The organism is Erwinia sp. E_sp_B01_1 (assembly GCF_036865545.1).
Classification (GTDB): domain Bacteria; phylum Pseudomonadota; class Gammaproteobacteria; order Enterobacterales; family Enterobacteriaceae; genus Erwinia.
The window spans coordinates 2,573,984-2,595,930 of the sequence record NZ_CP142208.1 but is presented as its reverse complement, the minus strand read 5'-3'; the positions used below and the strand labels follow the sequence as shown (position 1 = coordinate 2,595,930).

Sequence of the window (21,947 nt, the reverse complement as noted above, 5' to 3'; positions counted from 1 at the left end):
CAGTTTACTATAAGCAGATTTTTATTAAATCAGTATAAAGCTCTGTTATTATCCTAAAGTGCAGTGTTAATATCTATCGGTGAAATTAAGTGTGGTGCGGAGAACTACAGTTAGCGATATCAGGCTTTATTTCCTGCCACAGCCAGTACCAGTGCGCTTCTTAAGGTGTAAAGCACCCTCCCAATTATCCGTCCGGCTCATCCCAAAATTTTTAACAAGTCGGTAACGAATGTGAATTTTTCCCCAGAAATCATTAGCGTGATACCCCATTGTTTCATTTTTGCTGTAAAGAATGGCAAATGCTTTCAATCGCCTGTGGCGCTAAAAAATCCTCTCCACAACTTCAGTCAGCCTGCTTGTATAAGGCAGCGTCATCCGTGCACAGAGTGCCCCTAAATGAGATGTGCATAGCGTTATCATAAAATAACAACTTAGTGTAGAATGCGCTTCCCCTGAAAAGGCAGAGATCCGGCAGTGTGCATCGCGCAGGTCGCGACACACCAGATTCGGCTGATGCACAGGGATACTTGTTTAGCATGACGCCTGGGAAGGCGACACAGAGGTAGCGCCATGAGCGAAAAATTACAGAAAGTCTTAGCACGCGCAGGGCACGGTTCCCGCCGCGAAATTGAAACCAAAATTTCTGCCGGACGCGTCAGCGTGGACGGTAAGCTGGCCACGCTGGGTGACCGCGTGGAACCCAGCGCATCCATCAAGATCCGCATTGACGGCCACCTGGTTTCAGTAGCCGAATCCAACGAAGAAGTTTGTCGCGTTCTGGCGTATTACAAGCCGGAAGGTGAACTTTGTACGCGAAACGATCCGGAAGGTCGTCCTACCGTCTTCGACCGTTTACCGAAATTGCGTGGAGCACGCTGGATTGCCGTAGGCCGTCTGGACGTGAATACCTGCGGTCTGCTGCTGTTCACCACCGACGGTGAACTGGCAAACCGTCTGATGCATCCAAGCCGTGAAGTGGAACGTGAATACGCCGTACGCGTATTTGGCGAGATTGATGACGACAAGATCAAAAAGCTGAGCCGTGGTGTTCAGCTGGAAGATGGTCCTGCCTCCTTTAAAACGCTGAAGTTTACCGGCGGTGAAGGCATTAACCAGTGGTACACAGTGACGCTGACAGAAGGGCGTAACCGCGAAGTCCGCCGCCTGTGGGAGTCCGTGGGTGTGCAGGTTAGCCGTCTGATCCGTACCCGTTACGGTGATATCAACCTGCCCAAAGGGCTGCCTCGTGGTGGCTGGACAGAACTGGAATTAGCGCCGACCAACTATCTGCGTGAACTGGTCGGCCTGCCGCCAGAAACCACCAGTAAAGTGGCGGTGGAGAAAGATCGCCGCCGCACGAAGGCGAATCAGATTCGTCGTGCTGTTAAGCGTCACTCCACGCATTCCAAAGCCAGCGGCAATCGCCGTCCTGCCGTCAAGCGTGAACGATAGGCGGCATGATTAGCCTGCGAGAGGTTGGCAGCAGTAAGCGGGCTGACAGCCAGTGAAAGGGTTGTCTGCCCGCTAACGTGGCTGATAAAACCTGTTAAAAAACCCCCTGAGGCTCTGCCGCAGGGGGTTTTTATTTGCCGCAGCGGCAACAATTACCAGTCTATGCCTTGCTGGGCCTGTATTCCGGCATCAAAAGCGTGCTTCACCGGGCGCATCTCGGTAACTGTATCTGCCATTTCAAGCAGATCGCGGTGACAACCGCGGCCAGTAACGATCACACTTTGATGGGAAGGCCGGTTTTTAAAAGCTTCGACCACCTCTTCAAGCGGAAGATAATCAAAACTGATCATATAAGTCAGCTCATCCAGCACCACCAAATCCAGCGTCTCATCCTGTAGCATCCGTTTGCCGTGCTGCCATACCTGAAGGCAGGCTTCCGTATCGGTTTCACGGTTCTGCGTATCCCAGGTAAACCCGGTAGCCATCACCTGAAACTCCACGCCGTGCGGTTCCAGAAGATTTCGTTCGCCGTTTAACCATTCGCCTTTGATAAATTGGATCACACCCACTCGTTTCTTATGGCCTACGGCACGGGAGGCGGTGCCGAAGGCTGCCGTGGTCTTACCTTTACCGTTTCCGGTAAAAACCATCATGATGCCGCGAAGCTCAGTAGCTGAGGCAATACGGGCATCCACCTTCTCCTTGAGTTTTTGCTGACGCTGCTGGTGCCTCTCCCCGGCCATTATTCTGCCGCTCCCGGTTTACGTCCGGGCTGGGCATCAAAGCTGGTGCCGGTTTTACGTTTGCTGTCATCGCCCATCAGATAAAGGTACAGGGGCATGATTTCCGCCGGGGTTTTTAATTTATTGGCATCTTCATCAGGAAAAGCACTGGCACGCATTTTGGTTCGGGTTCCGCCAGGATTGATGCAGTTCACCCGCAGATGCTTGCTGTCATATTCATCGGCCAGGACCTGCATCATGCCTTCAGTAGCAAACTTGGAAACAGAATAGGCTCCCCAGCCCGCACGCCCCTGACGACCTACGCTGGAGGTGGTGAAGACCAGCGATCCCGAATGTGATTTGAGCAGCAGGGGGAGCAGGGCCTGGGTCAGAAAGAAGGTGGCGTCTATATTCACCCGCATTACCTGTTGCCACACGGTGGGATCCTGATGATCCATGGTGGCGATATCGCCCAGTAATCCGGCATTGTGCAGTACGCCATCAAGGCGAGAAACCTGTTGAGATACCTCTTCAGCTAATTGCCTGCAGCGTTCAGGGGTGGCCTGCTCTAAATCCAGAATAAACCAGCGCGGGGACTCTTTACCGGTAGCGGCGATTTCATCAGCCACGGCCTGAAGCTTTTGCGCACTTCGCCCCAGTAACAGAACCTGTGCACCATAGCGGGCATAGGTGAGTGCGGCCTCGCGGCCAATACCGTCGCTGGCACCCGTTACAAGGATGATTCGATCGTTGAGCAAATTGTCTTTAGGTTGATAGTACATGTTGATGTCCTCTGGCGCTGTGGGGGTTTGGTTACGGCATGCGGTGCCGTAAGCCTTTGCCCGCAATCAATAATGTGCTTTATGCCCTAAAACAGAGAGCAGTTCAACGTTCAGTAAAGGTAAAACCGTGCGCAGGAGGCGGGATTCGGGCGACGCCAGCCAGCGACTCGGTTACAATAGCTGCTGTTCTAATTCGATGTTAAATAAGGCGGAATGAGTGGAATTACTCTCTTATTATGGGCTTTTTCTGGCCAAAGTGGTCACCGTTGTGATTGCCATTGCCGTGATTGCGGTGCTGATCACTAATCTGGCAATGCGAAAACGCGTCCAGAACGGTCAGTTGAAGCTGACGCATCTCGGTGATAATTATCAGGAGATGAAAGATGAGATGATGCTGGCCAAAATGAAGCATCAGGATCAAAAACTGTGGCACAAAGAGAAAAAGAAGAAAGAGAAGCTGGAGGCCAAAACCGCTAAGCAGCGGGCGAAGCAGGGCCTGACTAATTCTACGGGTAAGCCAACGCTGTTCGTGCTGGATTTTAAAGGCAGCATGGATGCACACGAAGTCAGCTCGCTGCGCGAGGAAATTTCCGCAGTGATGGCCGTGGCTAAGCCTGAAGATCAGGTTTTACTGCGCCTTGAAAGCCCTGGCGGAGTGGTTCACGGTTATGGCCTGGCCTCATCACAATTGCAGCGCCTGCGGGATAAAGGCATCCGCCTGACGGTAGCCGTCGACAAAGTGGCAGCCAGCGGTGGCTATATGATGGCCTGTGTGGCCGACCGTATTGTGGCAGCCCCGTTTTCGATCGTTGGCTCTATTGGTGTGGTTGCGCAGATCCCAAACTTTAACCGCCTGCTGAAGCGTAATGAAATCGACGTCGAATTGCACACCGCCGGCGAATACAAACGCACCCTGACGTTGTTTGGTGAAAACACCGAACAGGGACGGGAAAAATTCCAGCAAGACCTGAATGAAACTCACCTGTTATTCAAACAGTTCGTCCATCAGATGCGTCCGACGCTGGACATCGACAAAGTGGCGACTGGCGAACACTGGTTTGGCACCCAGGCACTGGAGAACGGACTGATTGATGCTGTGGGTACCAGCGATGATTTAATCATCGATCAGATGGTCAGCCATGAAGTGATCGCCGTGAAGTACAGCCGCCGCAAAAAGATGATGGACCGCTTCACACAGAGCGCGGCAGGCAGCGCAGAAGCTTTGCTGCTGCGTCTCTGGCAGCGTGGCGAAAAGCCGCTGTTGTGATCTCTTTTGCGCCCGGTTAACGGGCGCTACTTATCCAGCTGATAACGAGGGGAGAGTTCGACGGCGAGAAATTTGAAAAGGTTAAAAACCACCCTACTTTTCTCACCCGGTAAACCTTGTTGGTCCAGAAAATAATCCCCCCTGAAAATCAAAACGTCCCCTTTTTGTTCAACATCCGTGGCTTTCACTCCCACGAAGTAGTCCTTGTGGCTGACCAACATCTCGTTGGCGATGCTTAAAAGGCTGTCACGATTTATAGTCTGGGTCTGATTCACGTTTTCCCTCCTTTATAGTACGCGTGGAAAAAAGAGTATATTACGTCCGCACATGACAAAACCACATTCTTTGTGCAGGCATGCGCCAGGTAACTCTTTTTGCCGTACTTTCTGGCGTAAACCCTGCGCAGATGCTAATTAAGTTGCGTATCAGATTTTATCAGGTACAGTGTGGGCGTTTCGGGTTCCGGGCGTAAAACTAGCTTTACGCAATGTTTGAAATGCACAGAACAGGTTGTAAAAGGTGTCGTTAATCAGCAGGTTGGATCCCAGAGCAAGGGAAGCCAACAGGGCAGAAAATCACCGGGTTGAAAACTTCTTCCCCGGTGGTAGCGACGCGCTTGCCCCGGCAAACGGCACAATTTACTCTCGGATGTTTTAATCAGGTAAAGGTAAATATGGGAAAAGCTCTCGTAATAGTTGAGTCCCCGGCAAAAGCCAAAACAATCAATAAATATCTCGGAAATGACTACGTGGTTAAGTCCAGCGTCGGCCATATCCGTGATTTGCCGACCAGTGGATCAACAGTTAAAAAGAGCGCTGACTCTACAACCAGTAAACCAGCCAAAAAAGTGAAAAAGGACGAAAAAACGGCGTTAGTCAACCGTATGGGCGTCGATCCTTTTCATGGATGGGAAGCGAATTACCAGATTCTGCCGGGCAAAGAAAAAGTGGTGGCAGAGCTGAAAGCCCTGGCAGAAAATGCTGACCATATCTATCTCGCAACGGATCTCGACCGCGAAGGGGAAGCCATTGCCTGGCACCTGCGGGAAGTTATCGGTGGTGATGATTCGCGCTTCAGCCGCGTAGTCTTTAACGAAATCACAAAAAATGCGATTCGTCAGGCTTTTGAAAAGCCGGGCGAACTGAATATCGATCGGGTAAATGCACAGCAGGCCCGTCGCTTCATGGACCGCGTGGTAGGCTATATGGTCTCCCCGCTGCTGTGGAAAAAAATTGCCCGTGGTCTCTCAGCAGGGCGCGTGCAGTCAGTGGCCGTGCGTCTGGTGGTTGAGCGTGAGCGCGAAATTAAAGCGTTCGTGCCAGAAGAGTACTGGGAACTGCATGCCGATCTGAATACACCGAAAGGCACTGGCCTGCCGATGGAAGTGACGCATCAGCATGACAAGCCATTCCGTCCGGTTAACGGCGATCAGACTCATGCCGCTGTCAGCCTGCTGGAAAAAGCCCGTTATGTGGTGGCCGATCGTGAAGACAAGCCAACCAGCAGCAAGCCTGGCGCGCCTTACATCACCTCCACCCTGCAGCAGGCGGCCAGTACTCGTCTGGGCTACGGCGTGAAGAAAACCATGATGATGGCGCAGCGTCTGTATGAAGCCGGTCATATCACTTATATGCGTACCGATTCGACCAATCTGAGTCAGGATGCGGTCAGCATGGTGCGCGGCTATATTGAAGATGAGTTTGGCAGTAAATATCTGCCGAAAGCGGCGAACGTCTATACCAGCAAAGATAATTCTCAGGAAGCGCACGAAGCCATCCGTCCTTCTGATGTGGCTGTAGTAGCTGAACAACTGAAAGATATGGAAGCCGATGCGCAGAAGCTTTATCAGCTGATCTGGCGTCAGTTTGTTGCCTGTCAGATGATGCCAGCCCAGTATGACTCCACCACGCTGACCGTAGCGGCAGGGGAGTTCAAACTCAAAGCAAAAGGCCGCACACTGCGCTTTGATGGCTGGACTAAGGTCATGCCGGCACTGCGCAAAGGTGATGAAGATCGTACCTTGCCGCCGGTAGAAGTGGGCGAAGAGCTCAGCCTGCAACAGTTGAAACCAAGCCAGCACTTTACCAAACCACCGGCACGCTTCAGTGAAGCCTCGCTGGTACGTGAGCTGGAAAAACGCGGTATTGGTCGTCCTTCCACCTATGCTTCAATCATCTCAACCATTCAGGATCGCGGCTATGTTCGTGTTGAGAGCCGTCGTTTCTATGCGGAGAAAATGGGTGAAATCGTTACCGATCGTCTGGAAGAAAACTTCCGCGAGTTGATGAATTACGATTTTACTGCGCATATGGAAGACAACCTCGATAAGGTTGCCAACAACGAAGCGCAGTGGAAAGGCGTGCTGGACCAGTTCTTTGCCGATTTCAGCCAGCAGCTGGAGATAGCGGATAAAGATCCGGAAGAGGGCGGAATGCAGCCCAACCAGATGATCCTTACCTCCATCGACTGCCCGACCTGTGGCCGTAAAATGGGGATCCGCACGGCGAGCACTGGCGTGTTCCTGGGCTGCTCCGGCTACGCTTTACCGCCGAAAGAGCGCTGCAAACAGACCATTAACCTGATCCCAGAAAATGAAGTACTGAATATTCTGGAAGGGGAAGATGCTGAAACTAACGCCCTTCGTGCCCGTCGCCGCTGCCAGAAGTGCGGCACGGCTATGGACAGTTATCTGATCGACAACCAGCGCAAGCTGCACGTCTGCGGTAATAACCCCGGTTGCGACGGTTACGAAATTGAGCAGGGTGAATTCCGCATCAAAGGCTATGACGGCCCGATAGTGGAGTGCGAGAAGTGTGGTTCTGAAATGCACCTTAAAATGGGACGTTTTGGTAAGTACATGGCCTGCACCAATGACGACTGTAAAAACACCCGTAAGATCCTGCGCAATGGCGATGTAGCTCCGCCGAAAGAAGATCCGGTGCCGCTGCCTGAACTGACTTGTGAAAAGTCAGACGCTTATTTTGTACTGCGTGATGGTGCCGCCGGTGTCTTCCTCGCGGCGAATACTTTCCCTAAATCCAGGGAAACCCGTGCGCCGCTGGTGGAAGAGCTTCAGCGCTTCCGCGATCGTCTGCCGGAAAAACTGAGCTATCTGGCCGATGCCCCCGTCAGTGATGAAGAGGGCAACAAAGCGGTTGTCCGCTTCAGCCGTAAAACTAAACAGCAGTATGTCAGTACCGAGAAAGAGGGTAAGGCTACAGGCTGGTCAGCGTTTTATGTCGATGGGAAATGGGAAGTTGCCACCAAAGCCTCAACGGCTAAAACAACTTCCACTAAAGCTTCTGCTGGTAAAGCTGCCACTGCAAAAGCCACTAAGGCTAAAGCACCTGCAAAAAAAGCCGCTGCAGAGAAAGCCGCTAAAAAGTAATCAGATGGGCCGGCGTTCGCTGGCCCTTCCTTAAATGCCTGCCATGCTATACATCTGACCTGTATTTGGTATAGTTGTTATAAATACCCCTTTCCTTAGTATTAAATCGCATTAGACCGGATCTTTCAGTGCTGCAGCGGTTTCACCGCTTCCTGCACCGGCAGGTGTTCGGCGCGTCGCTTCAAACCTCAGATGGAATGAAAAATGAAATTGCAGCAGCTGCGTTATATCGTTGAAGTGGTCAATCACAACCTGAACGTCTCCTCCACCGCAGAAGGGCTCTACACCTCTCAGCCAGGCATCAGTAAGCAGGTCAGGATGCTGGAAGATGAGTTGGGGATCCAGATCTTTGCCCGCAGTGGAAAACACCTGACTCAGGTCACGCCCGCTGGACAGGAAATTATCCGTATAGCCCGGGAAGTTCTCTCCAAAGTCGATGCGATCAAATCTGTAGCCGGTGAACACACCTGGCCTGATAAAGGCTCACTTTACGTTGCCACCACCCATACTCAGGCACGCTATGCCCTGCCTAACGTTATCAAAGGGTTTATCGAGCGCTATCCTCGCGTGTCGCTGCATATGCATCAGGGATCGCCTACTCAGATTGCTGAAGCCGTCTCTAAAGGCAACGCGGATTTTGCGATAGCGACAGAAGCGCTGCATTTATATGATGATTTAATCATGCTGCCTTGCTATCACTGGAACCGGGCCATCGTGGTAACGCCCGATCATCCTCTTGCAGGTAAAGCGAAAGTTTCCATTGAGGAACTTGCAGAATACCCGCTGGTAACCTATACGTTCGGATTTACGGGCCGGTCAGAACTGGACACCGCATTCAACCGTGCGGGGCTGACACCGCGGATTGTCTTCACTGCCACAGATGCTGATGTGATAAAAACCTATGTTCGTCTGGGACTGGGAGTAGGGGTTATAGCGAGCATGGCAGTAGACCCGGTTTCCGATCCTGACCTGGTAAGGATTGAAGCAACTGATGTATTTAGCTTCAGTACGACCAAGATTGGTTTTCGTCGCAGTACCTTCCTGCGCAGCTACATGTATGACTTCATTCAACGCTTTGCCCCCCATCTGACGCGCGATGTTGTTGATACTGCTGTAGGTTTACGCTCAAATGAAGACATTGAAGCCATGTTCAAAGACATTAAACTGCCTGCCCGATAACGCCTCGCTGTAAAAATCACTCTCCTGTATGAGGCCGTAATAGCGGCCTCTATTATCTAAATGGCCCTTTCTATTACTCTAATCGATAAAACCTTTTAATTATTTTGACGTAAATGAAACGTGTATCACATGTTTTTTCATTGTTATTCATTAAATGAGAAACAACACACACTTTTAACGGACAGACTTTGCGAAAGGTTAGGATGATTCTCATACTCTGGTTATCAAGTGGCTGAGACGGGCGCTTTCAGAGGGGAGGCAAAGAAGACCCCAGTAAAAAATGGATCTGAAAAGGAGGTTTACATAAGTAATTTGGCTTAAAAGATAATAAATTGAGTTAAGTTTGGTTAATGACAATCATTATAGTTTTTCTTGTTTGATAAATGCCATTAATCGTTGTGTTCAATAAAAATTACTGGATTTCCCATACGATAATGTTTAGGATTCATCCTAATTTCTGATTGGTTAAAACAATCGTTTACAATGAGAGTGATTATCAAAAACTATGGCTACCAGACTTTCAGTACAAACCGGTTTTGGTCAAAAGACCCTTAAGGCTCAGCGTACCAGCAATCTGAAACGCAAAGCCTGGTTGGCGGTATTCGCTGGCTCAGCGCTGTTCTGGATTGGTGTTGCAGTAATGATTTGGCATATGTGGGGGTAATAATGCATTTCCAGAGTGTTAATGAAAAACCACAAACAACCAGCAAAATGAAAGAGCAGTATTGTAAATCGAAAACCACTCATGATGTCGCTATTCCGGACTCATGGGGCCTGAGTGAACTGCAGCGCAATTTTATTGATTCCATGATTGATAAAAAATCGCCAGCTTTTAACGATTAGTTATATTCCGACTGCACGGGTCGGGCGTGATGATAAAAACGAATAATATTAAGTATATTGGCCACCTTCATCTGGCCGGGCACTTTACTGCCTGAAAACTGTAATTCTTTGAAAAACGGTGAAACCCGATCGCCTGGCGAGGGTTTTTAAGATGTACGCTTTTGGTCGCGAAGACCTGGGTGAGGGCAAAAATGAATTTAACTCAAATGACCTGGTTTAGTACCTGGACTTTTTCAGCCTTATTCTGGACCAGTGCTGTCTGGGTCGGTCTGATGATGCGTTAATAACGCCTGATTTATTATACAGAATTTTAAAAAACGCCCCGCTGGCACTTTCCGCGGGGCGTTTTTGTTTTTGCAGAGTGTTTCAGGTGTTGTCATTCCGTGTTGTTATCAAAACGTTACCTTCAGTTTGTACTATCTTTAAATCAGACCCTGTAATTACTCAGGTTATAATTTGAGATCAATGAAGGAGGAGTGATGTCGTCTACCCTACAAAATAAAACCAGGGCTACACTGGATGTTAAAGGCCAACGTTATAATTATTACAGCCTTCCCCGTGCTGCAGAACAGCTTGGTGACCTTTCCCGCCTGCCCAAATCTCTTAAAGTTCTGATGGAAAACCTGCTTCGCTGGCAGGATGGCGTCTCAGTAACCGAAGAGGATATCGTCGCACTGGCCGGCTGGCTTGAAAAGGCGCATGCCGATCGGGAAATTGCTTATCGTCCTGCCCGCGTATTAATGCAGGACTTTACCGGCGTTCCGGCAGTTGTCGATCTTGCTGCCATGCGTGAGGCCGTGGCGCGACTGGGCGGGGATGTGGCAAAAGTTAACCCTCTCTCACCGGTAGACCTGGTTATTGACCACTCAGTGACCGTAGATCATTTTGGGGATGATGATGCGTTTGAAGAGAACGTGCGCCTTGAAATGGAACGTAATCATGAGCGATATGTTTTTCTGCGCTGGGGGCAAAAAGCGTTTAATAAGTTCAGCGTTGTTCCGCCGGGCACCGGCATCTGTCATCAGGTCAATCTTGAATATCTTGGCAAAGCCGTATGGCATGAAACGCTGGATGGCGAAGAGATGGCCTATCCCGATACCCTGGTCGGTACAGATTCGCATACCACTATGATCAACGCGCTGGGGGTACTTGGATGGGGAGTGGGGGGATTGAGGCGGAAGCAGCCATGCTGGGCCAGCCTGTATCAATGCTTATCCCTGACGTTGTAGGTTTTAAGCTGACCGGAAAACTGAAACCCGGGATCACCGCCACTGACTTAGTCCTGACGGTAACCCAGATGCTGCGTAAACATGGCGTTGTGGGCAAATTTGTCGAATTTTACGGTGATGGCCTGGACGACTTACCGCTGGCGGATCGCGCCACTATTGCCAACATGGCGCCTGAATATGGTGCTACCTGTGGGTTCTTCCCGCTGGATGACGTTACGCTGGGCTATATGACGCTGACCGGGCGAAGCAGTGAACAGGTTGCGCTGGTAGAGGAGTATGCCAAAGCTCAGGGATTGTGGCGTAACACAGGCGATGAGCCAGTGTTTACCAGCTCTCTCGCTCTGGATATGAATGAGGTGGAAGCCAGCCTTGCCGGCCCTAAACGTCCTCAGGATCGTGTCTCACTGGGTGATGTTCCGCAAGCTTTTCAGGCAAGCAATGAGCTTGAGGTCAATCAGGCACAAAAACAGCATAAAGCGGTAAATTACACCGAAAGTAAAACGGGTCAGGAATATACGCTGGATGATGGGGCGGTGGTGATCGCCGCTATTACTTCCTGTACCAACACTTCTAATCCCAGCGTGTTGATGGCTGCGGGTTTGCTGGCAAAAAAAGCGGTCACTCTGGGCCTTAAACGTCAGCCCTGGGTAAAAGCTTCTCTGGCGCCGGGGTCTAAAGTGGTTTCAGACTATCTGGCAACGGCGCGGTTAACGCCCTGGCTCGACAAGCTGGGCTTTAACCTGGTGGGATATGGCTGCACAACCTGTATCGGTAACTCCGGCCCGCTGCCGGACGAGATTGAAAGCGCCATCAAAAAGGGCGATCTGACGGTGGGTGCCGTGCTGTCCGGTAACCGTAATTTTGAAGGGCGTATTCATCCTTATGTCAAAACCAACTGGCTGGCTTCGCCGCCGCTGGTGGTGGCCTATGCGCTGGCCGGAAATATGAATATTAACCTGCAACGGGATCCCATCGGCCAGGATCATGCTGGCAAGCCGGTGTATCTGAAAGATATCTGGCCTTCTCCGGAAGAGATCGCTGAGGCCGTACAGTTGGTCTCCACAGATATGTTCCACAAAGAGTATGCCGAAGTGTTTGAAGGCACGCCTGAATGGCAGGAAATCAAAGTCAGCGAAGCCGCAACCTATGACTGGGATCAGGGATCAACCTACATTCGTCTCTCTCCGTTCTTCGATGAGATGGGCAGAGAGCCGGAGCCTGTGAAAGACATCAGGGGCGCACGCATCCTGGCGATGCTGGGAGATTCAGTCACAACGGATCATATTTCGCCTGCGGGGAGTATCAAAGCGGAAAGCCCTGCCGGTCGATATCTGCAGAAACATGGCGTGGAGCGCGGAGATTTCAACTCTTATGGTTCACGCAGGGGCAATCATGAAGTGATGATGCGGGGAACCTTCGCCAATATCCGTATCCGTAACGAGATGGTGCCGGGGATTGAAGGGGGCATAACACGGTTTGTCCCTGGTAATGAGCAACTGGCCATTTATGACGCCGCAATGAAATATCAGCAGCAGTCTGTGCCCTTAGCCGTGATTGCCGGTAAAGAGTATGGTTCGGGGTCAAGCCGTGACTGGGCTGCTAAAGGGCCACGCCTGTTAGGCGTACGGGTAGTTATCGCAGAATCCTTTGAGCGAATTCACCGTTCAAATCTGATCGGTATGGGTATCCTTCCGTTGGAATTCCCTCAAAACGTCACCCGTAAAACGCTGGGGCTAACCGGGGATGAACAGATTGACGTTGAGGATCTGACGCTGTTGAAGCCAGGCGGAACGGTCAATGTGACGCTGACTTACCCGGATGGGCGCAAAGAGGCCCTGGCGGCTCGCTGCCGCATCGACACGGGTAATGAGCTGACCTACTACCAGAATGATGGCATCCTGCACTATGTCATCCGTAACATGCTGGGTGACAAATAGCAGGCATAAGCACAAATTAAAAAGGGCCGATTCTTATCGGCCCTTTTTTTATACCTGGTACAGACTCAGTCCTTTGACAGCAGGTGGCCCATTTTGGCCGCCTTGGTATCCAGGTAGTGAGCATTTTCAGGATTACGCCCGACAATCAACGGCACGCGCTCAACAATGTTGATGCCAGCCTCGCTAAGGATTTCTACCTTACGGGGATTATTGGTCAGCAGGCGGACTTCATTAACGCCCAGCAGTTTGAACATATCCGCGCACAAGGTGAAATCACGCTCATCGGCTGCGAAGCCTAACTGATGATTGGCCTCCACGGTGTCATAGCCTTTATCCTGCAGCGCATAGGCGCGGATTTTGTTCAACAGGCCAATATTGCGACCTTCCTGACGATGGTACAAGAGCACGCCCCGGCCCTCTTCTGCAATATGATTCAGGGCGGTTTCGAGCTGAAAGCCGCAATCACAGCGCAGGCTGAAAAGGGCATCTCCGGTAAGACACTCGGAATGAACACGAGCAAGCACCGCTTCGCTGTCGCTGATATCTCCATAAACCAGAGCCACATGATCGTGACCGGTTGCCAGTTCTTCAAAACCAACCATCAGGAAATCTCCCCATGGCGTGGGCAGTTTGGCTTCTGCTACCCGTTTAAGCTGCATGTGACTCTCCAGAACCATCAAGTGTTGCGCTATCATCATGGTAGCGCGCTGTCAGCAAACTGACACAATTCATAAAACGTATTTTGCCACAATCAGAGCCTGGGCGGTAAACCAGTTAGAGCGATTGTTGTTATACCGCACAATTATCACCTTCCTGAGGGGTATGTTATTATTTTTAATCATAAAGATATCAAGAATTGACCACAAGTCCTGAACCGTTACTGGAGATCTATGAGAGAAATTGCTATCCGCACCACTTTGGGTGCGCTGTTATTACTGATTATGCCAGCAGGCGTATGGATCTCTGGCTGGCACTGGCAACCGGTAGAGATGGGTACAGGACATAAAATTCTTTTCTGGCTGACGGAGACGGTAACCAGCCCCTGGGGAGTATTAACCAGCGCCATTCTCAGCGCCTGGTTTATGTGGTGTCTGAGGTTTCGTTTTAAACCTGCGCTGATTTTGTTGATTATCGTGGTTTCAGCGATCCTGACCGGCCAGTATACCAAGTCCTTTATTAAAGAGCAGGTTCAGGAGGCCCGTCCATATGTGGTCTGGCTTGAACAAAACCACAGCCTGGATGAAAAAACATTTTACGATCAAAAAAGAGCAGAACGCAGCACGCTGGTTCGCAATGCATTGATCGAAAATACACAGCTTCCGGACTGGCTCAAACAGCATTGGGAATTTGAAACGGGCTATGCTTTCCCTTCAGGACACACCATGTTTGCTGCCAGTTGGGCGCTGCTTGGGATTGGGTTGCTCTGGCCACGCCGCAGGGTAGTCACCGTTGCTATTCTGGTGGTCTGGGCAGTGGGCGTGATGGCAAGTCGTCTGGTTTTGGGGATGCACTGGCCACAGGATCTGATTACATCCACGCTGATCAGCTGGATACTGGTGACGCTGGCGACCTGGCTGGTCCAGCGATACTGTGGACCACTGACGGTGCCGCCGAAGGAAGAACAGGAGATCCAGCAACGCGAACAGAAGTGATTGTGTTTCTGCTTTTCGCCCCCATAAAAGGTAAGTCAGCAGACTATTTTCAGCGTCAGCACGCTTACAAAGGTTTCGGACAAGCAACAACGCAATTTTTTTGGCATAATTCATCTGGTTAACACCAGACTATGGGATGGACTGTGAAATATTTGCTGATTTTTTTACTGGTATTAGTGATTTTTATCATCTCTATTACGCTCGGGGCGCATAACGATCAGGTCGTCTCCTTTAACTATCTGTTAGCGCAGGGAGAATACCGCGTTTCCACGCTACTGGCCGTCCTGTTTGCCGCCGGATTTTTACTTGGCTGGGCCATCTGCGGTCTGTTCTGGCTGCGCGTACGCGTCTCTCTGGCTCATTCTCAGCGTAAATTAAAACGTCTCCAGCAGCAGTTGGGGCAGGCAGAAGAAACTGTGGCCACGTCACAAGTTCCTGCCGTCAGGGAATAATCACTCATGTTGGAATTGCTGTTTCTGTTACTCCCGGTTGCTGCCGCTTATGGCTGGTATATGGGACGCCGCAGCGCGCAACAGGATAAGCAACAGGAAGCCAGCCGGCTGTCGCGTGACTATGTGGCAGGGGTCAACTTCCTGCTTTCTAACCAGCAGGATAAAGCCGTAGATCTGTTCCTTGATATGCTCAAAGAGGACAGTGGGACGGTGGAAGCACACCTGACGCTGGGTAACCTGTTCCGCTCAAGGGGAGAGGTTGATCGCGCAATCCGCATTCACCAGGCACTGATGGAAAGTGCTTCCCTGACCTACGATCAGCGTCTGTTAGCCGTACAGCAACTTGGCCGCGACTATATGGCCGCCGGTTTTTACGACCGGGCTGAAGAGATGTTCAGCCAGTTAGTGGACGAAACCGATTTCCGTGTAGGTGCCTTACAGCAGCTGTTGCTCATTCATCAGGCCACCAGCGACTGGCCGAAAGCCATTGAAGTGGCTGAACGCCTGGTGAAGATGGGCAAGGATAAACAGCGGATGGAGATCGCGCATTTCTATTGTGAACTCGCTTTGCAGGCGATGGGCAGTGATGATTTGGATCGTGCGATGAGCCTGTTAAGAAAAGGCGAATCGGCTGACAGGCAGAGCGCACGCGTCTCGATCATGATGGGGCGCATCCATATGGCTAAAGGCGAATATGCCAAAGCGGTAGGGCATCTGAAGCTGGTGCTTGAACAGGACAAAGAACTGGTCAGTGAAACGCTTGAAATGCTGGAAACCTGTTATCAACAGCTTCAGCAACCCAAAGCCTGGGCAGAGTACCTTAAGCGCTGCGTTGAGGAAAATACCGGTGCGGCCGCCGAGCTATATCTCTCTGATGTGATAGAGAAAGACGAGGGGGGAGAGGTCGCCCAGATCTATATCAACCGACAGCTTCAGCGCCATCCAACCATGCGGGTATTCCATCGTCTGATGGATTATCACCTTCACGAAGCGGAAGACGGCAGGGCAAAAGAGAGCCTGATGGTGCTGCGTGATATGGTGGGGGAGCAAATCCGTACCAAACCTCGCTATCGTTGTCACAAATGCGGTTTCACCGCCCATGCACTTTACTGGCATTGTCCATCCTGCCGTGCATGGTCCTCAGTTAAACCCATTCGCGGACTTGACGGCCAGTAACCTTTGCCGGGGAACTGGCCATATTTCACCCTTTATTTTAGTTACAACATACTAATGACTTTTTAGTCATCGACTCCTCAGGCATTGGCATTCTCTTGAGCCTGACAGGGCATAAAAGGGAAAACACGCGCGGCGAACTGTGAATTTCCCGGTGTCACAGGTAGAATGCTTGCCGTTTATCTCCTGTGCCACAGGCGCATCACTCAAAGAGGGCTTTTCCATGCAATCACCTCAGGTATCCGGTTCCCCCATTCTGGTCGCACTGGACTACAACGACCGTGCAGCCGCCCTGGCCTTTGTAGACCGGATTGATCCCCAGAGTTGTCGGCTGAAAGTCGGTAAAGAGATGTTTACCCTGTTTGGTCCGCAACTGGTGAAAGAACTGCATCAGCGGGGATTCGAGGTGTTTCTGGATCTGAAGTTTCACGATATCCCTAACACCGCCGCACATGCCGTAGCGGCGGCGGCTGAGCTGGGTGTCTGGATGGTGAATGTGCATGCGAGCGGGGGAGCGAGGATGATGACCGCCGCGCGCGAGGCGCTGTTACCCTTTGGTAAAGATGCCCCATTGTTAATCGCGGTTACCGTGCTGACCAGCATGGAAGCTTCAGATCTTAAAGATATCGGTATTGATGCTTCGCCTGCCGATCATGCAGAACGCCTGGCGCGCCTGACGCAGAACTGTGGGCTGGATGGCGTTGTCTGTTCAGCTCATGAAGCGATGCGCTTCAAACAAGCGTTGGGACATGACTTTAAGCTCATCACGCCGGGCATCCGTCCTGCAGGAAGTGAGGCTGGCGATCAAAGACGTATCATGACGCCACAACAGGCGCAGCAGGCTGGCGTAGACTATATGGTGATCGGGCGTCCTATTACTCAGTCTGCAAATCCCGAAGCAACGCTCAAAACCATCCTCACGTCTTTACAGGAGGCATGATGACTGACAATAACAGCCGCCTGGTCTATTCCACAGACTCAGGCCGCATTGATGAACCTGAGCAGAAAGTCCAGCGCCCTAAAGGCGACGGCATCGTCCGTATCCAGCGTCAGACCAGCGGCCGAAAAGGTAAGGGCGTATGCCTGATCACCGGGCTGGATTTACAGGATGCTGAACTTGAAAAGCTGGCAGCAGAATTAAAGAAAAATGTGGCTGCGGAGGATCTGTCAAAGAAGGCGTCATTGAAATTCAGGGTGACAAGCGAGACCTGATCAAGACACTGCTGGAAGCCAAAGGGCTTAAGGTAAAACTGGCAGGGGGTTGAGCCAGAATAAAGGCCGCGAATTCTCGCGGCCTTCTTGTGTAGATGCGCTGCATTAGCCTGAATTATTATTTCTGTTAACGGCTGATTTGGTGGCCGATAATTCCACCTACTGCGGCACCGCCTACGGTACCTAATCCACTACCATTGGATAAAATCGATCCACCGATAGCACCAGCACCCGCACCCAGAGCCGTGTTCCGATCGCGTTTTGACCAGTTTGAACAGGCGCTCAGAGAAAGTACTAAGGTTGCGGCTAACAGGCCCGCGGTAATGCGTTTTGCAGTCATTGACATATCACTTCTCCTTAATTGCTACTGCAGAGGTATCCTGGTAAGTATAGCTACAGCTCTGCGTTAATGGCCCGGTCCGGGCTAATTTATAAGTGATTTATCTTACTTAAAAGAAATTAGCCGCGCGAAAATGTCGCCTTCTCCCTGAAGTGAGACAGTTGGGACAGGGCAGCAACAGCGCCAGGAAAGTTAGAACTCTAACTATCACCTCTGGGTCTATTACTGCTCTCTATTTTAGTGACGGCTGATCATCTTTACAGGTAAAAATTCTTAATTTTTGACACAATTCTGGCCCTACAGCTAATTACTACTCACATCCAGCGATCGCCTCCATACCCAGTCTCAACGCCTCCGCGGAGAATAGAGAAAAGGGTCCCGGAGAGATAAAATGTTAGAACAGCTGAAACAACAGGTGCTGGATGCCAATCTGGCGCTGCCGAAACATGGTCTGGTGGTGTTTACCTGGGGCAATGTCAGCGCTATAGATCGCGAGAAAGGGCTGCTGGTAATCAAACCTTCCGGTGTCAGTTACCCGGAGATGCGCCGTGACGATATGGTGGTGGTCGATCTTGCCAGTGGTGAAGTCGTGGAGGGCGATAAACGCCCTTCATCCGATACGGATACTCATCGCGCACTCTATCAGGCATGGCCCGGGACAGGCAGTATTGTCCATACCCATTCCCGCCATGCCACCATCTGGGCACAGGCAGGGCGGGATATCCCCGCATGGGGCACAACCCATGCTGATGACTTTTACGGCGCTATTCCCTGCACCAGGCAGATGAAGCCTGAAGAGATTCAGAATCGTTACGAGTGGGAAACCGGGCAGGTCATCATTGAAACCTTCCGTGACAGGGAACTTGATCCTATGGCGATCCCCGCAGTGCTGGTGAACTCACACGGTCCGTTCTGCTGGGGGAGAACAGCAGAAGACGCGGTTCACTCAGCCGTGGTGCTGGAAGAAGTGGCTTACATGGGGATCTTTAGCCAGCAACTCGCGCCATCACTCCCGGCTATTCAACAGCCGCTGCTGGATAATCACTATCTGCGCAAGCATGGCAGTAATGCCTGGTATGGTCAGAAAAAATGAACAGAACAGCGCTGATAACATAATTCTGACGATCGGATTATCTGGATATTTTTCAGAACATCTTGAGGACTATTAACTTGACTACAGCCAGGCCACTACCTCTTTTGTCTTAAAAATCAAAAGCAGATTTTGTGATTACTCGCTCTGGATTACGCTGGGACCGCGCTTAAGCGCACCCATAACCAGAGGATAAGATAATGACAGTAATTAATCAGACTACATGCCGGTTGTTTAGCGAAGTTGGACAAACCACACAGCTCTCTGCCTATTATGAAGAGGGTCGCCGTACCATGTGGATGTTACTTCGTGCGCAACCGCGTCCCAGCTTTAACCATGAGCTGATTGAAGAGATAATGAACCTCAGTTACGCTGCCCAACGCTCCGGTTTACCCATTGATTTCTGGGTGACCGGTTCGCTGGTGCCGACGATGTTTAATGCCGGTGGCGATCTGCGCTTCTTTGTTGAATCGATAAAAAATGGTCGCCGTGAGGCGCTAAGAGCTTATGCCCGGGCCTGTGTGGATTGTATTCATGCTGCGGCTCGTGGGTTTGATACCGGAGCGGTGAGTATTGCGATGGTGGAAGGCAGTGCTTTAGGGGGAGGATTTGAGGCTGCACTGGCCCATCACTTTATTCTGGCGCAGGACACCGCACGTATGGGCTTCCCGGAGATCGCTTTTAACCTTTTCCCCGGCATGGGCGGCTACTCGCTGGTGGCACGTCGTTCCGGAATGAAACTGGCCGAGCAGCTGATTTGTGAGGGAGAATCCCACACAGCGGAGTGGTTTGAACAGCGCGGACTGGTCGATAAACTGTTCCAGCCAGGGGAGGGGTATCAGGCTACCCGCACATTTATCGACACCATGAAGCCCAAGCTTAACGGCGTAAAAGCCATGCTCAAAGCGCGTCAGCGGGTACTACAGCTGACACGCGCGGAGCTGATGGACATCACGGAAGACTGGGTAGATTTTGCATTCACTATAGAGCCGAAGGATATCGCCTATATGGAGCGTCTGGTTCAGCTGCAAAACCGACACAGTGCTCAGGTGTTGCGTAAAGCAGGTTAAGGCTTTTCCTTTGTTCTGTCGGATAACCACTGCTCGAGATCTTCAGCGGGCATAGGTCTGGCATAGTAATACCCCTGGCGGGTGCCGACACCACTCGCCAGGACAAAGGCTTCTTCCTCACGGGTTTCGATCCCTTCGGCAATCACTTTCAGATCCAGCGCATTCGCCACGGCCACAATTGCTTTCACCAGCGACTGGGAAACAGGCTGGTTATTGACGCCACGGACAAAGCTCTGATCCAGTTTAATCACATCAACAGGCACACGCGCCAGCTGCGACAGAGACGAATAGCCGGTACCAAAGTCATCCAGATGGACCTCAGCCCCTATTTGCTGGAACTGCTCCATCAGCGCCAGCGCTTTATCTTCATTCTCAATCAGACAGCTTTCTGTCAGTTCAATATCAATCGGGCTGCGTTCCAGACCGGCTTGATCGAGCGCGAGCTTAAGATCGGAATAGATACTCTGGTCAATAAGCTGACGAGGGGAGACGTTCACCGCGACACGAAGGTTGATACATTTTTCACGCCAGCGCAGGATTTGCTCCAGAGCCGTTAACATCACCCATCGTCCCAGCGGAACTATCAGCCCTGACTCTTCGGCATAAGCGATAAAATTGCCCGGCGGAACCAGGCCGCGCTCTGGAGAGAGCCAGCGGACCAGCGCTTCCACGCTTTTCACTTCACCCTCCGCGTCAACTTTTGGCTGGTAATGAATAATCAGCTGATTTTGTTCGAGTGCTTTACGCAGATTGGTGTCCAGCCAGAGATATTCAAATACCCGATGATTCATCTCCGCGCAAAAAATACTGAATTTGCCGCGGCCGTTCTCTTTAGCGGTATACATCGCGGTGTCTGCATTTCTGATTAGACTTTCACGATCTTCTCCATGCTGAGGACTCATCGCAATCCCAATCGAGCAGCCCGAGTAGACTTCAATCAGGCCGATGCGGAAAGGCTGTTTGAGGCGATCGAGAATACGGGAGGCCATAGCCTCCAGCGAGGCCTGGCTGCTGTCGGTGGCTAAAACAATAAATTCATCGCCACCAAGCCGCGCCAGAGTCTGATCCTTCTCCAGGCAGGTCAGTATCGCCAGCGAGACGGCCTGTAAGAGCTGATCGCCAAACATATGACCGTAGGCGTCATTCACCTTCTTAAAGTTGTCCAGATCGAGATAGACGATGCCTACCTGACCTTCAGTCCGGCTTTCCAGCGCTTCGCCAATAGCATGATTGATGGCATTACGATTTGGCAGGCCCGTAATGGTGTCGGTATTGGCAAGCACGCGCAGACGCTCCTGCGCACGGCGTTCTTCGGTAATATCCATCCCCGAACAAATCAGGTAGATCTCGTTCTTACCGCTGCCGCTGTGGACGAATTTGTTGCGGAACAGAAATAACCGCTGGCCCTTTTTGGTTTTGATCCAGCGTTCCACTTCATAGGAGCTGCCATCGCGGAAAAACCCGCTGATGTTGCGGCGGGAAGCCGAAGCCTCCTGACGGGTCATAAACAGTTGAAACACGTTACGGCCAATGACTTCCTGCTCTTTCAGTCCGGTATATTCTTCGCTCAGGCGATTGAAGCGTTGAATAGCCCCGCGCTGGTCAACAATGACAATCACCGAGTTGGCTTCAGAAACCACCTGTTCGGCAAAGGAGAGGCCCAGAACAAGGTCGCGGGCAACGGCTGAAGTATCGCCCCAGGCGGAAGCGCTGCCTGCCCACGAAGTCTGATCCACCCGTCTGCCGACCAGATGCATTGACAGCGGCTCACCATAGAGTGAAAGCGTCAGGTTTACGCTGGAAGTGATCACCGTCATGCTGCGAATCAGATTAGCCTGAGGACCGGTCAGCGGGACGGCTATATGGGTACTTGCCTGTTCATCTTCAGCAAAAAGCAGCGCATCGCTGTCGGCCATTAAACGCCAATGAGGGCTGGTGGTACCAAAATAGGTATAAAGTAACGATTGCCCCGGTTCATCGGTCATCAGTTTCTCCTTGAAGGATGCAATGCAGACGGTATCTTATTATTTTAACAACAGTATTCGGCAACCAGAATAATCTCAAGGTGTATCTGGAATAATTTTCATCATGAATAATAGCCACACAAAAAGCATTGCCCCGATCTGGCGATCGGGGCGGGGGAGTTAACGGTAAAAATT

General features: G+C 51.3%; 17 protein-coding genes and 2 pseudogenes. 13 read left to right on the top strand and 6 right to left on the bottom strand.

Annotated elements, in window-relative coordinates; genetic code table 11:
* Positions 1-570: 570 nt before the first annotated feature.
* Positions 571-1,452 (top strand): 23S rRNA pseudouridine(2605) synthase RluB, encoded by an 882-nt coding sequence (gene rluB, locus VRC33_RS12275; protein WP_338556197.1) that lies wholly within the window; start codon positions 571-573, stop codon positions 1,450-1,452.
* A 152-nt stretch (positions 1,453-1,604) separates the two neighbouring features.
* On the opposite strand, the gene cobO is transcribed toward rluB, so the two are convergent.
* Positions 1,605-2,195, bottom strand: a complete 591-nt coding sequence (gene cobO, locus VRC33_RS12270) for a cob(I)yrinic acid a,c-diamide adenosyltransferase (protein WP_338556195.1) — start codon at positions 2,193-2,195, stop codon at positions 1,605-1,607.
* On the bottom strand, positions 2,195-2,956 hold the full coding sequence (locus tag VRC33_RS12265; protein ID WP_338556191.1) for a YciK family oxidoreductase: 762 nt from the start codon (positions 2,954-2,956) through the stop codon (positions 2,195-2,197). The genes cobO and VRC33_RS12265 overlap by 1 nt, the downstream gene beginning before the upstream one ends.
* 217 nt (positions 2,957-3,173) lie before the next feature.
* On the opposite strand from VRC33_RS12265, the gene sohB reads away from it, so the two are divergent.
* Positions 3,174-4,223: a protease SohB gene (sohB, locus tag VRC33_RS12260; protein WP_338556189.1), complete on the top strand. Its 1,050-nt coding sequence runs from the start codon at positions 3,174-3,176 to the stop codon at positions 4,221-4,223.
* A 26-nt stretch (positions 4,224-4,249) separates the two neighbouring features.
* Here the strand turns inward: sohB and VRC33_RS12255 are convergent, their stop codons facing one another.
* Positions 4,250-4,498, bottom strand: coding sequence for a DUF2498 family protein (locus VRC33_RS12255; protein ID WP_338556187.1), 249 nt, complete (start codon positions 4,496-4,498; stop codon positions 4,250-4,252).
* A 398-nt stretch (positions 4,499-4,896) separates the two neighbouring features.
* Between VRC33_RS12255 and topA the strand changes: the two genes are divergently transcribed.
* The 4 genes and pseudogenes from topA (at position 4,897) to acnA (ending at position 12,799) form a co-directional block, all read left to right on the top strand.
* On the top strand, positions 4,897-7,611 hold the full coding sequence (topA, locus tag VRC33_RS12250; protein ID WP_338556185.1) for a type I DNA topoisomerase: 2,715 nt from the start codon (positions 4,897-4,899) through the stop codon (positions 7,609-7,611).
* Positions 7,612-7,815: 204 nt separating this feature from the next.
* Positions 7,816-8,790, top strand: coding sequence for an HTH-type transcriptional regulator CysB (gene cysB / locus VRC33_RS12245; protein WP_053142852.1), 975 nt, complete (start codon positions 7,816-7,818; stop codon positions 8,788-8,790).
* Positions 8,791-9,295: 505 nt separating this feature from the next.
* Positions 9,296-9,454: a YmiA family putative membrane protein gene (locus tag VRC33_RS12240; RefSeq protein WP_338556179.1), complete on the top strand. Its 159-nt coding sequence runs from the start codon at positions 9,296-9,298 to the stop codon at positions 9,452-9,454.
* Positions 9,455-10,112: 658 nt separating this feature from the next.
* Positions 10,113-12,799: pseudogene (acnA, locus tag VRC33_RS12235) on the top strand (aconitate hydratase AcnA).
* 65 nt (positions 12,800-12,864) lie between these two features.
* Here the strand turns inward: acnA and ribA are convergent.
* Positions 12,865-13,458, bottom strand: a complete 594-nt coding sequence (gene ribA, locus VRC33_RS12230) for a GTP cyclohydrolase II (protein WP_338556177.1) — start codon at positions 13,456-13,458, stop codon at positions 12,865-12,867.
* Positions 13,459-13,689: 231 nt separating this feature from the next.
* On the opposite strand from ribA, the gene pgpB reads away from it, so the two are divergent.
* The 5 genes and pseudogenes from pgpB (at position 13,690) to yciH (ending at position 17,341) form a co-directional block, all read left to right on the top strand.
* Positions 13,690-14,451 (top strand): phosphatidylglycerophosphatase B, encoded by a 762-nt coding sequence (gene pgpB, locus VRC33_RS12225; protein ID WP_338556175.1) that lies wholly within the window; start codon positions 13,690-13,692, stop codon positions 14,449-14,451.
* A 143-nt stretch (positions 14,452-14,594) separates the two neighbouring features.
* A complete protein-coding gene (locus VRC33_RS12220; RefSeq protein ID WP_338556173.1) occupies positions 14,595-14,903 on the top strand; it encodes a LapA family protein in 309 nt (102 codons plus the stop codon).
* A 6-nt stretch (positions 14,904-14,909) separates the two neighbouring features.
* A complete protein-coding gene (lapB, locus tag VRC33_RS12215; RefSeq protein WP_338564432.1) occupies positions 14,910-16,079 on the top strand; it encodes a lipopolysaccharide assembly protein LapB in 1,170 nt (389 codons plus the stop codon).
* Between the two features lie 220 nt (positions 16,080-16,299).
* Positions 16,300-17,016: an orotidine-5'-phosphate decarboxylase gene (gene pyrF / locus VRC33_RS12210; RefSeq protein WP_338556171.1), complete on the top strand. Its 717-nt coding sequence runs from the start codon at positions 16,300-16,302 to the stop codon at positions 17,014-17,016.
* Positions 17,016-17,341 (top strand): annotated as a pseudogene (gene yciH, locus VRC33_RS12205) (stress response translation initiation inhibitor YciH). Before pyrF ends, yciH begins: the two are co-directional and overlap by 1 nt.
* Positions 17,342-17,415: 74 nt before the next feature.
* On the opposite strand, the gene osmB reads toward yciH, so the two are convergent.
* Complete coding sequence (gene osmB / locus VRC33_RS12200; protein WP_338556169.1) at positions 17,416-17,634, bottom strand: osmotically-inducible lipoprotein OsmB; 219 nt, start codon at positions 17,632-17,634, stop codon at positions 17,416-17,418.
* A 385-nt stretch (positions 17,635-18,019) separates the two neighbouring features.
* Here osmB and araD point away from each other — a divergent pair, with 385 nt between their 5' ends.
* A complete protein-coding gene (gene araD, locus VRC33_RS12195) occupies positions 18,020-18,721 on the top strand; it encodes an L-ribulose-5-phosphate 4-epimerase (protein ID WP_338556167.1) in 702 nt (233 codons plus the stop codon).
* A gap of 197 nt (positions 18,722-18,918) precedes the next feature.
* A complete protein-coding gene (locus tag VRC33_RS12190; protein ID WP_338556165.1) occupies positions 18,919-19,788 on the top strand; it encodes a crotonase/enoyl-CoA hydratase family protein in 870 nt (289 codons plus the stop codon).
* Here VRC33_RS12190 and pdeR read toward each other — a convergent pair.
* Entirely contained in the window at positions 19,785-21,773 is a 1,989-nt protein-coding gene (gene pdeR, locus VRC33_RS12185) for a cyclic di-GMP phosphodiesterase (RefSeq protein WP_338556163.1), read from the bottom strand. The two genes, VRC33_RS12190 and pdeR, sit on opposite strands and share 4 nt — an antisense overlap.
* Positions 21,774-21,947: the final 174 nt, after the last annotated feature.